Annotated in this window: 10 protein-coding genes; 6 read left to right on the forward strand and 4 right to left on the reverse strand. The window is 64.5% G+C overall.

All coding sequences use genetic code 11. The annotated features are described in order from the left end of the window. Nucleotides 1–33 precede the first annotated feature (33 nt). The gene (locus AAGD32_03145) at nucleotides 34–1,248 is read right to left on the reverse strand and encodes a sulfatase-like hydrolase/transferase (protein MEM8873233.1); all 1,215 of its coding nucleotides are present in this window, start codon (nucleotides 1,246–1,248) and stop codon (nucleotides 34–36) included. On the opposite strand from AAGD32_03145, the gene AAGD32_03150 reads away from it, so the two are divergent. Beyond that, nucleotides 1,138–1,434, forward strand: a complete 297-nt coding sequence (locus tag AAGD32_03150; protein MEM8873234.1) for a hypothetical protein — start codon at nucleotides 1,138–1,140, stop codon at nucleotides 1,432–1,434. The two genes, AAGD32_03145 and AAGD32_03150, sit on opposite strands and share 111 nt — an antisense overlap. Continuing rightward, entirely contained in the window at nucleotides 1,422–4,454 is a 3,033-nt protein-coding gene (locus tag AAGD32_03155; protein MEM8873235.1) for a hypothetical protein, read from the forward strand. Before AAGD32_03150 ends, AAGD32_03155 begins: the two co-directional genes overlap by 13 nt. Here the strand turns inward: AAGD32_03155 and AAGD32_03160 are convergent. Beyond that, the gene (locus AAGD32_03160; GenBank protein MEM8873236.1) at nucleotides 4,405–5,412 is read right to left on the reverse strand and encodes an NAD(P)-binding protein; all 1,008 of its coding nucleotides are present in this window, start codon (nucleotides 5,410–5,412) and stop codon (nucleotides 4,405–4,407) included. The genes AAGD32_03155 and AAGD32_03160 overlap by 50 nt on opposite strands. Before the next feature lie 499 nt (nucleotides 5,413–5,911). Here AAGD32_03160 and AAGD32_03165 point away from each other — a divergent pair, with 499 nt between their 5' ends. From AAGD32_03165 to AAGD32_03180, 4 genes are all read left to right on the forward strand, one after another. Continuing rightward, a complete protein-coding gene (locus AAGD32_03165) occupies nucleotides 5,912–7,663 on the forward strand; it encodes a hypothetical protein (GenBank protein MEM8873237.1) in 1,752 nt (583 codons plus the stop codon). 82 nt (nucleotides 7,664–7,745) lie between these two features. Then, nucleotides 7,746–8,588, forward strand: a complete 843-nt coding sequence (locus AAGD32_03170) for a class I SAM-dependent methyltransferase (GenBank protein MEM8873238.1) — start codon at nucleotides 7,746–7,748, stop codon at nucleotides 8,586–8,588. A gap of 21 nt (nucleotides 8,589–8,609) precedes the next feature. Further along, entirely contained in the window at nucleotides 8,610–10,478 is a 1,869-nt protein-coding gene (locus AAGD32_03175) for a hypothetical protein (GenBank protein MEM8873239.1), read from the forward strand. Next, the gene (locus AAGD32_03180) at nucleotides 10,475–11,512 is read left to right on the forward strand and encodes a glycosyltransferase family 9 protein (GenBank protein ID MEM8873240.1); all 1,038 of its coding nucleotides are present in this window, start codon (nucleotides 10,475–10,477) and stop codon (nucleotides 11,510–11,512) included. The genes AAGD32_03175 and AAGD32_03180 overlap by 4 nt, the downstream gene beginning before the upstream one ends. Nucleotides 11,513–11,521: 9 nt before the next feature. Here AAGD32_03180 and AAGD32_03185 read toward each other — a convergent pair whose 3' ends face one another. Both AAGD32_03185 and AAGD32_03190 read right to left on the reverse strand, forming a co-directional pair. After that, nucleotides 11,522–13,459: an MBL fold metallo-hydrolase gene (locus AAGD32_03185; protein MEM8873241.1), complete on the reverse strand. Its 1,938-nt coding sequence runs from the start codon at nucleotides 13,457–13,459 to the stop codon at nucleotides 11,522–11,524. Between the two features lie 238 nt (nucleotides 13,460–13,697). Beyond that, nucleotides 13,698–14,444, reverse strand: a complete 747-nt coding sequence (locus tag AAGD32_03190) for an SDR family oxidoreductase (protein MEM8873242.1) — start codon at nucleotides 14,442–14,444, stop codon at nucleotides 13,698–13,700. Nucleotides 14,445–14,461 lie beyond the last annotated feature (17 nt).

The raw sequence follows: 14,461 nt of genomic DNA on the forward strand, positions 1-14,461 counted from the left end.
GCGGAGTCTAGGACCGACCCGTCGTCCGGCATTTCAACCCCAACTGTCGCCCACCGCCGCACACGCTTCGCGCAGGTGCTCGGCCAACTCGGTCGACTCACCGTATCGGTTCTTCAACTGCAGCGGGTCGGCGACGTTGTCGAAGAGCGCGCGGTGCTCGGGGACGTTGCTCTGGGCGTAGGTGTGCGTGGCGGTGCGGATGGCGCGGAACTCGAAGTCGCCGATGCCGACCAGCGCTTTGCCGAGCCATTGGACCAGGACGTGGTCGCGCGTGTCGGCGTTGAGGTCGATGCCGTGAACCTCGGGGCAGTCGACGCCGGCAAGCCCGCAGGTGGTCGGGACGACGTCGAGGAGGCTCGCCAACTCGGTCCGCGGTCCGGGCGTAAGGCCGGGAGCGCGAATGATCAACGGCACCCGCAACGCTTCGTCATACACGCACGACTTCTCGAACCGGCCATGGCTGCCGCCCATCTCGCCGTGGTCGCTGAAGAACACGACGATCGTGTCGTCGTCGATCGCGTCGAGCACCCGGCCGATGTTGTGGTCGAGGTTCGCGATCTGGGCGTAGTAACCCGCGAGCATCTTGCGCGCCGCCGGCTCGGTCTCGGGCGGGACGTTGCCACGCAGCTCCAACGCATCCGGGTCAAACATAGCCTCCCACAGCAGCGGCGCGGGGTGGCGGTAGACGCCGTGTTCATCCATGCCGGGGTGCGGGGCCTCGAGACTCAGCACCTGGAACCACGGCTCGTCGCCGAGGGTCCGCAGGTGTTCGAGGAACAGGTCGGTCAGGGCGTCGGTTTGGAAACCGTGCAGCTCGCGTGGCGGCCACATTTCGTCGCCGACGCTGTAGCGCGTTCGGTAGTAGTGGTTGGACGCCTCGAAGCCGATCCAGTCGGCGAAGCCGCCCCGCAGGTGCGGATGCACCCAGTAGTCCGCCCCGGCTTGCCAACCGTCCACGCCCGACACGCTGCCCAGATGCCATTTGCCCACCCAACCCGTGCGATACCCGGCGTCGTTGAAGTGGTGCGCGATCGTCCGGTTCCACGGCGGCAACAAATCACCCTGCACCCGACACCCGTTGGCATGTGCGTGCATCCCGGTCACGATCCCCCCTCGCGCCGGCGTGCAGATCGGATAGTGCGTAAAGCACGAGGTAAATGTTCGCCCACGCTGAGCCAACCGACCCAGATTCGGCGTCACCGCGTTCGGATCATCACCCAGCACCTGCCCACGCAACTGATCGCACATAAGCCAAAGAACGTTGGGCCGAACGGACATCCCGATCAGCATAACCGCTGCGACAACGTGACCAACATGGCGCCAACGGTGTCGATCCCTCTTGCCAGAGACTGGGCAGCGATTACCGTCGATTTGTCCGGCGATCTGTTGGTCGGCGGTTTTCATTTCAAGGGTCAAGAACGATGCAACAACTGAAGAAGGCGGCCGACCGGGTCGCACGATGTGAGACGCTCGAGGCGCGCAAGCTCCTCTCCGCCGCGACGCTTGACCTGGATTGGGGTCAGGGTGATCCGGACGTCCCGGATGGCGTGGGCACGATTCAGGCATTCGCGCCTAATGACATCAGCGTCACAGGGCTGACGCCGCTGCCCGACGGCGGAACGCTCATCACCGGGCGGCTCAACAGTTCCATCGGCGAGGGGATCGTGCTGCGCCGCCTTGCTGACGGTTCGCCAAACCTGAACTTCGGCACCGGCGGCGAGCAGCGCTATGACCTTCTGCCCTTCGGTAAAGTACTTCCGCAAGCAGACGGCACGTTCATCGCCATGCCGAGCGCGAGCAACGACGACAGCCAGCCGGCGTTGGTTCGGCTCGCCGCTGACGGGACGCTCCTGGGGCCGTTCTTCGATCCGGACTCCGAACTGACCGGACAGAACCAGGACGTCGAACCCCTGTCCGACGGTGGGTTCTTGCTGGTCACCTATAACGGGCTTGCCAAGATTAATGCCGACGGGACCGTCGACACCGACTTCGGCGATGACGGCTACGTCGTTGCCGATGTGATCGACTCGGCGCGCTTTCAGTCGTTCGACGCGGCAGTTCAGGATGACGGGAAGATTCTCGTCGCCGGCGAGAAACGCACCTTCATCCAATCGACCGACGACATGGGTCAGGTGCGACGTTTCAACACCGACGGCACGCTCGATACGACCTTCGCAAGTTCGGGAATCTATGAGTTCGGCACGCCGGACTTCATCCTCGAACAGATCGAAATCGTCGACGTCGATTTCACCGGGCAGACGTCGATCGTCGTCGCCGGCGACAATCGGGACGACGGTTTCTTCGCCGACCCGGCGCGGGACGACACGGTCGTGGTGCGACTGCTGATGAATGGCACGCCCGACCCGAACTTTTCCGGTGACGGGGTCGTGCTGTTCGAAGGGCTCGATGTGACTGACATCGCCATCACGCCGGGAGATGGGGTGCTCCTCGGTGGCCTGCGGATTCCCGACAACCAGCTCGAGTCAACGTCGCTCATGGTTCGGGTCAACGCGTTCGGCGGAATCGACACTGTTAACTTCGGCGATGCCGGGCTCGTGACCATCGTGGATGAAACACGCGTCCCGCTGTCCCGTGTCCTGTTCTTCCTCGACGACGTGGGGCAAGCGCACTTTGCCACGTCGGCCTACCCGAAGTTCGACACGTTTGTTTCCGGACTCATCACCGGCGAGGTCTCGCCGGTCGGCGGTGTTGACGCCGACCCGATCACGTTCTTCGATGGCGTGCAAACGTCCTCGGTCCTCGGCGCGGCTGTCGATTCCAACGGACGTCCGGTCCTGACGGGGAGCTTCATCAACGCGTTCGGTACCGCCCCTGTCGCCCGGTTCACCGACACCGGATTGCCCGATACGACTTTCGACGGCGATGGCCTGACACTCAGCGCAGGTACCGGGTCTGTGCCCACGTTCTTCGATATCGAAGTCGATGCGTTGAATCGGGTCGTCACCGGCGGCCAGTCGCGCGGCCCGTTCACACCTGACGGCCAATCCACCGATATCCCGGTCGTGTCCCGCTTCCTCGCCGATGGGACCCCCGACCCGTCGTTCGGCACCGACGGCACGGTCAGCTTGTCGACCGATCTTGTCATTCCGAACTTGATTCGACTCGATGTTCTTTCCGACGGTAGTATTTTCGCGGTCGGAACCGGTCGCGACACCAGCGTCGACGGGAATCCGAGTCGCGCATATGTCGCACGAATCGGGGCGGATGGAACGGTTCTTCTCGGCCCCACCGTGCTCGCATTGCCCGGCAGCAATCCCGTGTTCACCGAAGTGCTCGCACTGGACCACGGGAACGTACTACTCGGCGGTCGGGTCAACCTCGACGGCGGAACACGGGCACGAATCGTCATCAAACTCACGCCGACCGGCGATTTCGCCAGTTTCGGCGACAGTGGAGTGCTCTTGCTCGATCAGCCGGGTAGCGACGACGAGGGCATCGCACGGTTACTCGCCGACAGTTCGGGCATCTACGCCGTCGGCAATGGCACCGACACGGCAACGTTCGATAAACAGATCATCGTGTCGAAGTTCGACACCTCCGGTGACCTCGATCCAAGCTACGGTACCAACGGCACGCTCGTCGTAACCACGTCCGACGCCTCCGATAGCCTGAGGGACGCGGTTCTCTTCGATGATGCGAGCGAGGCACCGGGCGAACTGCTCGTGTTGGTCAACCGCTCCACCGGCGACGACCAGTCGGTTCTGGTTCGGATCGACGCAACCGGCGTTGTCGAGGAACTTGAGACCGGCACCAACATTAGCGGCATTCGTTTGTTGCCGGTCGGTGGAGGGCGCGTGGCGGTGGCGGGCAGGATCGATGGCAAGTTCGCCACATTCGCCGTGGAACTCGGCCAAGCACCGCAACTCGTACAAAGCAACTTCGACGCGGAGCAGTCAGCGGTATTGAACTTCGAGTTCGACCAGCCGATCACGGCCGACGCGGCATCGCTTTCGATCGTCAACATGGCGGGCAATCCCCTTGACGCCAACAACTTCGTTGCGACCGTCCGCGGCAACTCGATCCGATTTACCTATGCCCCCAACGGGGGCAACGCTCCCCTGCCGTCTGGTCGTTACCTGGCGACGCTCACCGGCGTGGCCGACGAGCCGGCGGTACTCAACTTCACCTTCCAGGCTGCCGATCTCGACGGAGATCTCGATGTCGATCTGTTCGATGCAATCACGCTTCAGCGGAACTTTGGGCGGACTGACGATCCGCTCTACAGCGATGGCGATCTGGACTATGACGGGGATGTCGACCTGTTCGATGCGATCGCACTGGTCCGCAACTTCGGAACGAGCTTGCCGCCTGCCGCAGGTTTCCGCGGACTGTTCGCCAATGGTCCGGATTCGCTGTTCGGGGACGAGGAGACGGCGGGCATCCTCAAAGCGCCGGCTGACCGTCCACGTGGTCGGCTAGTGCTCGACCGCTGAGGTGGGCGTGTTCGGCTTTGTCGCCGAGGCACCAGTCGCCGCAGGCGGCGAGGCCGGCGGCTTCGTCGAACACGAACGGCTCGCCCAACGGTTTGTCGCAACGGCTGTATCGCCAGCGGTGCGCGGCCTTGTAGATCGGATTAAGCCCGAGCAGGTCCTTGGCGGCAGCGGCGAGATCGTTGGCGACGTCGGCTTTGTCGCGTTCGAGGTTGGCCTCGGACCATTCGTGACTCGCGAGCAACGTCCACGCATCACGACGGCCGGGGGTGGCCATGAGCCAGCCCGCGATCGGGTGGGTTTCGACCATGGCGGCATCGAACGGGACGTCCGGTTCGCCGGCGTAGGCGAACATCCCCGCCCATTGCGGCCGAAGGTGAACCTCGCCGAGCTTTTCCACCACCGGCGCGGCGATCGGGTGGTCCTCGAGTAGCTCGACGGTCTGCACCGGCGGGCTGGTGAAGACGACCAGATCGAAGCCGCCGACGCAACGCCCGTTCTCGAAATGCAGGTACCAGCGATCGCTCTTCTCACCGGCACGGCGTTCGAGCTTGATGAGCTTGCGACGGGTGCGAACGTCGATGTTGGTGGCGAGATACTTGGCCGGCTCGTTCATGCCGGGCGTGCCGACGTACCGACGGCGCTCGGGTGCGTCGACGACTTCGCCGTTGCGAATGCGGGCGACCTTGCCGATGTAGGGCGCAACCAAGCCACGCTCCTGCCAGATTTCCAATGCTTGGGCGAAAGCGTTCGAGGACGCGGTGAAGTACTGTGCCCCGTGGTGGAAACGACGCAGGCTCACGTCGCCGTCATGGTCGACATCGACGCGGCGTTGGCTGGTGCGTCCGCCCGGGCCGCGCCCCTTGTCGAAGACACTGACACTGCCGCCGTGGGCCACGAAGCGGTTGGCGAAGGTCAATCCGGCGAGGCCGGCCCCGATGACGGCGGTGTTTGGGAGCACACCCCGAGGTTAGGAGAAAAGTTCACCGCCGGAACGGCAAGACCCAAACGGGATGGCGACGAACACGGCGGTAGTCCGATAACTCCGACATGCTCGCGAAGGCGGCTTACCTGCACATGCGCGCCCGTTGGCGTCAATGGCGTGGCCATGGCGATCCGCGATTTGCCGAGAAGCTCGCGGTTTGTGAAAAGTGTCCGTTACGTTCGGCACGTGGTGGCGTCTTCTACTGCGGCGTGCCGGTTTGGGAGCGCCTCACCCCGCGGTCGACGACGGCGGCCGGCTGTGGTTGTCCGCTGCACGTCAAAGCGCGCGACCGGGACAGCCATTGCCCGCTTACCGTCAATGGTCGGGAAGTAACGGGTGATTTCGTGACCGCCGGTCCGGTCGGGTCACGCGATGCGTTGGGCAGCAAAGGCGATCATCACCGGGACGATCGTGTCAGGAAAACATCGGTCGGGGTTGATTCCGAGCCAAGGGACGGACAATGCGAGTGCAAGTGGTGCAACACGCTGCGCGACAACCCGACTTCACCGCCCTCAAGGACGTCCGAGCCGACGTCCCGGTGGGTTCTCCGGTCGAAACTCCAAGCAGCAATCGGGACAAGAGCGGCATAAGCGAGCAGCCGGAACATCCGCCGACAGAACCCCGAGACAACGACACCCCCACCGATCCCGGCGCAGCCGAACGAACACCCGGCAGCGATTTCACCGACTGGCTCCCACGCCACATGATCGTTGCGACGCTGGTGCTGCTACCGATCTGGCTGGCGGCATTCAACGGGCAATGGCGAATCGGTTCCGACACCGCGCTTTATCGCGTCGTCGCCCGGTCGATCGTCGAGACCGGAACATACCGGCACGGAATGCTGCCCGAGACGCACGTGTTTCCGGGCCTGCCGATGTCGCTCGCGGGCGTCCAGTCCATCTTCGGCGAGGCAGATCTGCCGCCCGTGCTGCTAATCAATCTGATGGCCATCGGCGTGCTTGTGCTGACGTACAAGCTGATCCGTACCAACTTCGAGCCATGGGTCGCGGCGTGTGTGACGTTCGGGATGGCGCTCAACGGTGAACTCCTGCTGCACACGCAGGAGATTCTTACCGACGTGCCGTTCTTGCTGGGCGTTGTTGCCGCGTGGTGGGGTTGGGAGAGGTTCCAACGACCCGGTCAACGCGTCACCGGCGGCGTGTTGCTGGTACTCGGACTGGCTTTCGCGGCTTCGATGCGGCCGACGTTTTGGGTACTCGCCGGCGCGTGGCTGATCGTGAGTACATGGAAGGCGATCGCCGGCCCGAACCGTCTCATCCATGCGAGCGTGGTGGCGCTGGTCGCGATCGTCGGGGTGTCGCTGATCATCCTCGATCCGAGGTTCACCGGCTTCAACGTGCTCAACGGAGGATACGAGATGCGGGCCGTCGAAGCGGTCGGCGAGCTCGACGGCGGAATCCTCGGCAACGTCATGCACGTATTCGGTCGGCAACTGCCGCACGGATTCTTCGGCGAACCGATGAGCCCCTTTGGCCTGATCTGGGCCGCGCCGTTGCTCGTGGGGCTGGTCATGGTCACCCGGCGTGTTCCGCTTTGGGGGGTCACCGCCTGGCTGCTGATCGGAACGACGGTCGTGCTTAGCGCGGCACCGCGGTACTACCTCATGATCCTGCCGGTCCTCTGGCTCGGATGGGTGCTGTTCGCCCAGCAGGTGTGGCACTGGACCGACCGCTGGCTGCGGAGTCCGGGCGGGCGAAAGTGGGAGCGGAAACTTCCGCCGAACTTCGCCGGCTTCGCGATGTGCCTGGTGATCCTGTTGGTACCGCTGACCAACGCGGCGTCGATCGTGAATCTGATCTGGGAACAACGCCAACCCGACTTCTTGAACAACTACGCCGAAGGAAAGTACTTACCCATGATCGAAGCGGCCGGTGTTGTCGCCGCGCACACCGACCCCGACGACATCGTCATTGCTCCCGGACCGCGCGTGCTTTCGTATTTCGCCCGGCGGACCGTCATCGGTGACCCGCAGTTCTACGGCACCGGCGGCGACAAGCAGGCCCTTGCGATCTTCTCCGATATCGAGCCCGATTGGTGCGTGTTCCCCGCCAGCGCGTATCGCGAAACCGACCGGCGACTCACCCGCCTTCTCGACAACAGCCAACGTGACGCGCCGATCGTGGCCACCGAGCCGGTACAGTGGCTCGATCTGACCGTCGGCGAAACCGAGTGGTATCTCGCCCGTCCGGTACGCCGCGAGGAGTAACGGCCTCACCTCGGCTAAAGTTTGACTTCGCCAGCCCGTGGGCGTGTCATGGGCGCGCGGCAGGACCGCACCTCTTTTTCTCATGCACCTCGCAACCGGCATCCCGACCCTCGACGGCCTCGCCGAGCTTCAGCGCTCGCCGCTCTACGACGCCCACACCGCCTCCAACCAGGCGTTTCTCGACAAACACGGCCCCGCGCTCAAGGACTACGGCGACTACTGGGGCCAACACCCTTTCAAGATGTGGTCGCGGCGTTGGGAGTACCCTTTCGCCGGCAGTCGCGTGATGGAGTATGCCGAGTCGATCGGGCGAACGGACCTGAAGATCCTCGACGCCGGCAGCGGCGTGACGTACCTGCCGTACATGCTCATCGACAACCTCGACGGTGCCGAAGTCCTCGCGGTCGACAACGACGAGAGCTACATCCCGATGTTCGCGGCGATCAACGAGGCCCGTGGCAACGAGCGCGTCTCGTTCAAGCCGGCGATGCTTCAAGACCTGCCGCTCGAAGGCGACTCGCTTGATGTGGTCATGTGCGTCAGCGTTCTCGAGCACACCGACCGGTACGACACGATCCTCACGGAGTTTCGCCGCGTGCTCAAACCCGGCGGAGCGTTGGTGCTGACGTTCGACCTATCGCTCGACGGGAAGTTCAACCTGAAGCGTGAAGCGGCGACGGCGCTACTCGACTTCGTCAGCGAACACTTCGAGCCGGAAGCGGACGTGAAGCCGCTACTCGAACAATGGGGCCAACCGGGCACGATGACGACGGATCATGTGGACAAGACCGAGCCCGAGCTTCTGCCGTGGCGCTACCCGCGGTTCGTACACGCGGTGCATGACATGGTGAAAGGTCGCGGCTGGACCGGCGGGTTCCGTAGCAAGAGTGTTTTCTGTCTTGCCGCGCGCAAGCCGACTTCGTGAGCAACTTTTTCAAGGGTGGGTATGGACGGCGCGACTTTGGACAGCTCGGTCAACGCTCGGGGCGGCGACGACTCGACACGCTCGGCGGAACCGGTGCGGCGTGAGATCCCAACCACCGCTGATGCCGAGATCGAGCCGGCCACCACACCCGGGCCTCGGACGTGGCCGTGGCTCCTGTTCACCATCGCCTTTTGCACGATCCTCTTCGCCCTGCTGCACAACCCCTACTGGTCACCCGGCGGGGACTCCGAGGTCTACACCGCCGTCGCCCGCAACATTGCCCAGGGCGACGGCTACATGTTCAACGGCGCGCCCTACGCCCTGTCGCCCCCGGGCTGGCCGTTGTTGCTCGCGGGGCTGATGAAGATCTCGCCGACGTTCGCGTTTCTCAAGGCCGCCCAGATCGTGATGATGGTCGGAGCGCTGGCGATGTTTTTCCAGATCGGCACGCGTCTGGCCCCGCCGGCGCTGGCCGCGATCGCGACGTGCCTGGCCGCGCTGTTGCACCCGCTCTATCAACTCACGTTCCTACTCCACTCCGAACCGCTGTACATGCTGCTCGGCACGTCGGCGGTGCTTGTCGCCCTGCGTGTCGGCGAGGGAAGCAGTCGCTGGCTCGGCGTGATCGGCGCTTGCGTGCTGGCGGCACTGGCGGTGATCGTCCGCGATGCGGGGCTGTTCCACTTCATGCTCATCGGCGGGGCGTTCGCGATGGGGTTGCGTCGCGGACTGCCAAACGGCACGTGGCTTCGATCGGTCGGTGGCGTGTTGCTCTGCGGCGTGGTCATGGCCGGGACGTTCAAGATCAGCCGCGAACTCCGCACCCTCACCGACGAGCAGGCCCAACAGGTCGTCGACGCCGGCGGTATCGACGCCGGCTCGGACGAAACCGAGATAGCCGCGGCCGACGATCCTGAAGTCGAAATCCTCGACGCCGAAACCGTCGCCGGCACGCAGGTCCACACCAACATCCTCGCCGCACACGACGAGAACATCACCGTCGCGCAGGAACAGCTCTACCGCGCCGGCCGGTCGGGACAGTGGTTCGCGTGGCTGCTCTGGCACCCGATGCGCTTTGGTGCGTCGGTCCCGCAGATCAACATCCTCGCCCATGCCACAGGTTGGCTCACGATCAGCCTCCTGCTGGTCACGCTCGGTGTCGGGCTCTACCGCAAGCAGTGGCTCTGGCTTGGCGTTGCGCTGTACTGTGCCGCGTTCATCTTAGCCTGGCCGCAGGTCAACAACCGCTACCTCGTCCCCGCCGCACCGCTGATCATCCTCGGCGTGCTCGTCGGCCTGCGGCATGTCACCGTCGGCAAGTTCCGCTGGCCGGGCCGTGTCCTTGCCGCCGCGTTTGTCCTTGCCATCCTCGGCAACAACGGCGTGCTTTACGCCGTCGATGTCGCCATCGCGCGCAGCGGCGAGGCGTACTACGACCGCTTCGAGAACGGCGAGCACAAGGACCTGATCGCCGCCTGCAAGATGCTCCATGACGCCGACGTCGCCGACCGCGACGTGGCGATCACCGTGCGCTACTCCAACCTCGGCCGGACTCGCGAGAGCGCCTACGGCTTGCGGGCCGCGGTGTTGCTCACCGATGCGAACGTGATCCGCGTGGGTCGAAAAGACACGAAGTCCGGCCGCAGCGCGCGCCTGACCCGGCACGTCCGTGAACTCGGCGCGAACTGGTACATCTACCGTGAGCCCGACAGCCCCTGGCGTGTTTGGCATTTCCGCCTGACCCGCGAACAACAGGAACAACTCACCGGCGAAAAAGTCGGCCGAGATTCGCGCGGCTGGATCCTCTACCGCGACGAGGATGGCAAGTCGCTCACCCGAACCGACGCCCCCGACCCCGGTGCCTGGCCGACGCGAGTGCCCGGACTGTGACGGCCGACCGACGCACATTCCTGATCCCCGTCATGGCCGGCATCGGCAACGCGCTCATGGCCCAGCCGATGGTGCGGCAACTGGGCGAAGCGTTTCCCGAATCGGTGATCCACATCGTGTCGCGCTTGCGGCCGATGCTTGACGTGTTCGACGGGCTACCGGGCGTGGCCGGATTGCATCACGTCTCGATCAAGCCGAAGCACGCCTTTGCAACGATCAAGGCGTTTCGCGGCATCGGGGCCGACGTGTGCATCGTGCCGTTCCCGAGCAACCGCTGGCAGTACCCGCTCATGGCCCGCGCTGGTCGGCCGAAGACGATCATTACGCACCGCTATCCGGTCGGCCGGTTCGCCGCGCTGGGGCTACTCGGCGGAACCAAAATCGACCCGATCCCCGACGCGCATGACGTGGCGAACAACAACGCCCTGCTCCGCCCGCTCGGCATCGAGCCGGACGACACGATCGCTCCGCGGTGGGATGTCACCGAAGCGCAAGACGCCGCGGCGATCGAACTGCTCGGCGACCTCGCCGACGCGCGGCCGACGATCGTCCACGCCGGTTGCGGCAACACCGTGCTCGCCAAGGCCAAGCGTTGGCCCGTCGCCAAATTCGCGGCGTTGGTCGACGCGCTCCAAAGGCCGGTCGTGCTGTTCGAAGGGCCGGATGAATGCGGCGTCGCCGACGAGATCCTCGCCCACACCGACGCACGCCCGAAGATCACGCGCGTCACCGGCCCGCTCGGCCACACCGCAGCGCTACTCCAACGCTGCGGCCGATACGTCGGCACCGACTCGGGCATCGCCCACCTCGCCGCCGCCGTCGGCACGCCGCCGGTCACCCTCTTCGGCCCCGCCGACCCCGACCGCGTCGCCCCCTTCGGCCACCGCCACCGCGTCGTCCAACCCCGCACCGGCCGATTCCCCGACGCCCCCTACCCGCTCCAAAGAACCAAGCCCCACCCCGGCGACCCCGACGCGATCAAGTCGATCGAAGTCGAGGACGTGCTGGCCAAGCTCGAACAAACGCGGGTGTAAAAGCCACCTCTACAACCGGCAAGCGTTGCAGATATAGCTCAACGGGCCGAGTGAAGACGCGGCCGGTGCAACGGTGATCTGCTCACAGGGCGTCGGCTTATCGCATTTGGTGCAATGCACGCGCAGCGTCGGCAGGTCCAGCCGCATGCCGATCGACGACGGCAAAATCCGCGGGTTGCCCGTGCGTTCACGCAAAGCCTTGGCGAGGTCGAGCCGCAGGTCGACGATGCCCGGCCAGAACTCCCCGAGGATCGTCAGCTTCGGGTTGATCCCCGGCAGTTGGAGCAGCTTGACAACGCCGTTGTAGCCAAGGTGCGACGGCTTGGGGAAATCCGAATCAATGAACTCACGTTTGTCCGGCTGACTGATGTGGGCGATCAACAGGTCGCAGCCACCGAGGCGTTTCTCCTCGCCAAGCTCAGGGAAGAACGCCGTATCGGCCGTGTACCCGACGACACACGCTGGCTTGTCTTCGTCATCCAACAACGTAACGCGCAGCCCGGTCGCCCTTGGTACGTCCGAACCATGATCCACCTTCCACGGGCGTACTTTCGCGTCGACCTCGTGGGGGACGCGCAGTCGAACCGTGGGATCGCTGCCCTGTTCCTCACGGTCGAGGTCGAGCGCGATCTCTTTTCTTGATTCGACCGTGCTTTCGAACGGCTTCGTGTCTCTCGTATCCGCGTCCCAAGCGAGCGTGTAGCTATAGGTTTCGCCCGGATCCTTTCCAGTCGCCCGACGCATCTCGTACATCAGGTCATCGAGTGGCTTGAGGTCCTGGTTGTGGTCGCCGTGGTTGTGGCTGACGACCACTGCGTGGATCAGCCGCGCCTGATAGCCGGCCTCGTGAAAGTTCCGCAGAAAGTGATGGCCGGGATCGAGCACAATCCCCCGCCCACACCAGCGGAAGAAGTAGCCTCCGCCGAGACAGTCTTCGTCGTCACCGAGAATCGGCGACGTCGAACTCCAACCGCGCAGCGTCGCGAAATGGTCACGCTCCAGATAGTCATCGACGTCACGGTCCGCATATCGCTCATACTGCGTACCCTCCGCGCCCTCAATCTTCTGGAGAATCGCCGTTTCCAACGTCGAACTCGTTGGCCCGGATTGCGCAAGCTGAGCAGCGTCTTCGGCCCTCCGCTCACTGGACCGCATGTTGGCCGTGCGGGCCAGTGATTCCATGAGGGATGCGTTCCGTGTTTGTCCAATCTCACGGAACAGTGACGCCGCATGCTGAAATGACTCCGCGTCATCGCGTAACAACCCAAGATCCCAGTGAGCCAAAGCTCGCTGCTCGGCCGGAGCGTCGGGCATCTCCAACACCCCGTCGTAGTCACTGATCGCACCATTTAAGTCCGGCGGGTCGAGTTTCGTTTTGCCGAGACCGCAGTTGCGTAGAGCTATGGCCCGCTGCTCGGCCAGAGCGCCGGACATCTCCAACACCGCCGTCCAATCGCTGATCGCACCATTTAGGTCCGGCGGATCGAGTTTCGTCTTGGCGACACCGCGGCTGATCAGCGCATCGGCCCGCTGCTCGGCCGGAGCGTCGGACATCTCCAATACCGCCATGAAATCGCTGATCGCACCATCCACCTCCGGCGGATCGAGTTCCGTCTTAGCGACACCACGCAGACGCAAACACGCCGACTTGTCCACGGCATCGAGTCCGGGTGTATCAAAGGCTTCGCTGGATGCCGAAAGAGCGGCACGGGCGTCGCCTTGACGAATGCCAATGGTGCCGGCCAGTGCCAGACCGAGTGCTCGCGGCACAGACACATTGCCATCGCGGACCGGATCAAGTTCACGAAGGGCAGCGGCGAAGTCGCCCGAAGCGGCGGTTAAACCGGCCTTGGCGATCGCCGACTGAATCGCCAATCCGGCCTTCTCGGCAATCGCCAACGCGCGATTGAACGTCTCGGCCGCCGGCCTCGATCGTTTACCGGCCAAGTGTCGGCGTGCTTGCCAGAACAGGTCTCGAAACTCAGACTCACTCGGCGTCACTGGAAGCCCCCATCGAAATGCCAGAACGTCACCCCGGCGAGACGAGAACGCCGCGCCGCGATCAAGATTGCCCCGCGTAGCTTACGACATTGGTTCGGGATGAGAACGCCGGCTTGCCGCACAAGAGAAAAGCCGAGGCGCTACGCAGCGCCTCGGCAATACAGATCAGGGTTGCACGATCGGCTCACGCGTTGAAGCCGCCGTCGATGTTCAGCACCGCGCCCGTGATATAGCTCGCGGCGTCGCTGGCGAGGAACAGCACGGCCGGGGCGATTTCGTCGGGCTTGCCGTAGCGGGCCAGGGCGGTCTTAGCGATCTGGCCGGACGCGGCAGGGTTCTCCGAGGAGTCGGGGTTCATCTCGGTGTCAATCGGGCCGGGCTGAACGGTGTTGACGGTGATGTTGCGGGAGCCGAGGTCGCGGGCCCAGCCGCGCGAGACCGTCTGCACGTACGCCTTGGTTGCCGAATACTCCGAGATGCCGGGGAACGGCACGGCATCACCGAGCACGCTGCCGAAGTTGATGATCCGCCCGCCGTCGGGAATGTGCGGAGCCAGCGCGTGAGTCAGGCCGATGACGGCCTCGACGTTGATGGCGTTCTGACGCCGGACGACGTCAGGGTCGGCCTGCCCGAGCGGGGTCGGAAGGAAGACGCCCGCGTTGTTGACCAACACGTCCAGCTTGCCGCCGAACTTCTCGCCGACCGCCGCGGCAACGGCCTCGACGCCGGCTTGAGTCGCCAGATCGGCTTGCACCGCATGGGCGCCGGTTTCGGCGGCGAGCGCGTTGGCCTCGTCGGCGCTGCGGCCGTAGTTGAACAAGACGGTCGCGCCCGCCTTGGTGAAGTGGCGGACGATCGTGGCACCGATGCCGCGCGAGCCGCCGGTGATCAGGACGTGCTTGCCGGCAAAGTCGTAGGTGGGGTGAGACATGGGGTGTTCCTTTCAAG

The organism is Planctomycetota bacterium, assembly GCA_039182125.1.
Classification (GTDB): Bacteria; Planctomycetota; Phycisphaerae; order Tepidisphaerales; family Tepidisphaeraceae; genus JBCDCH01.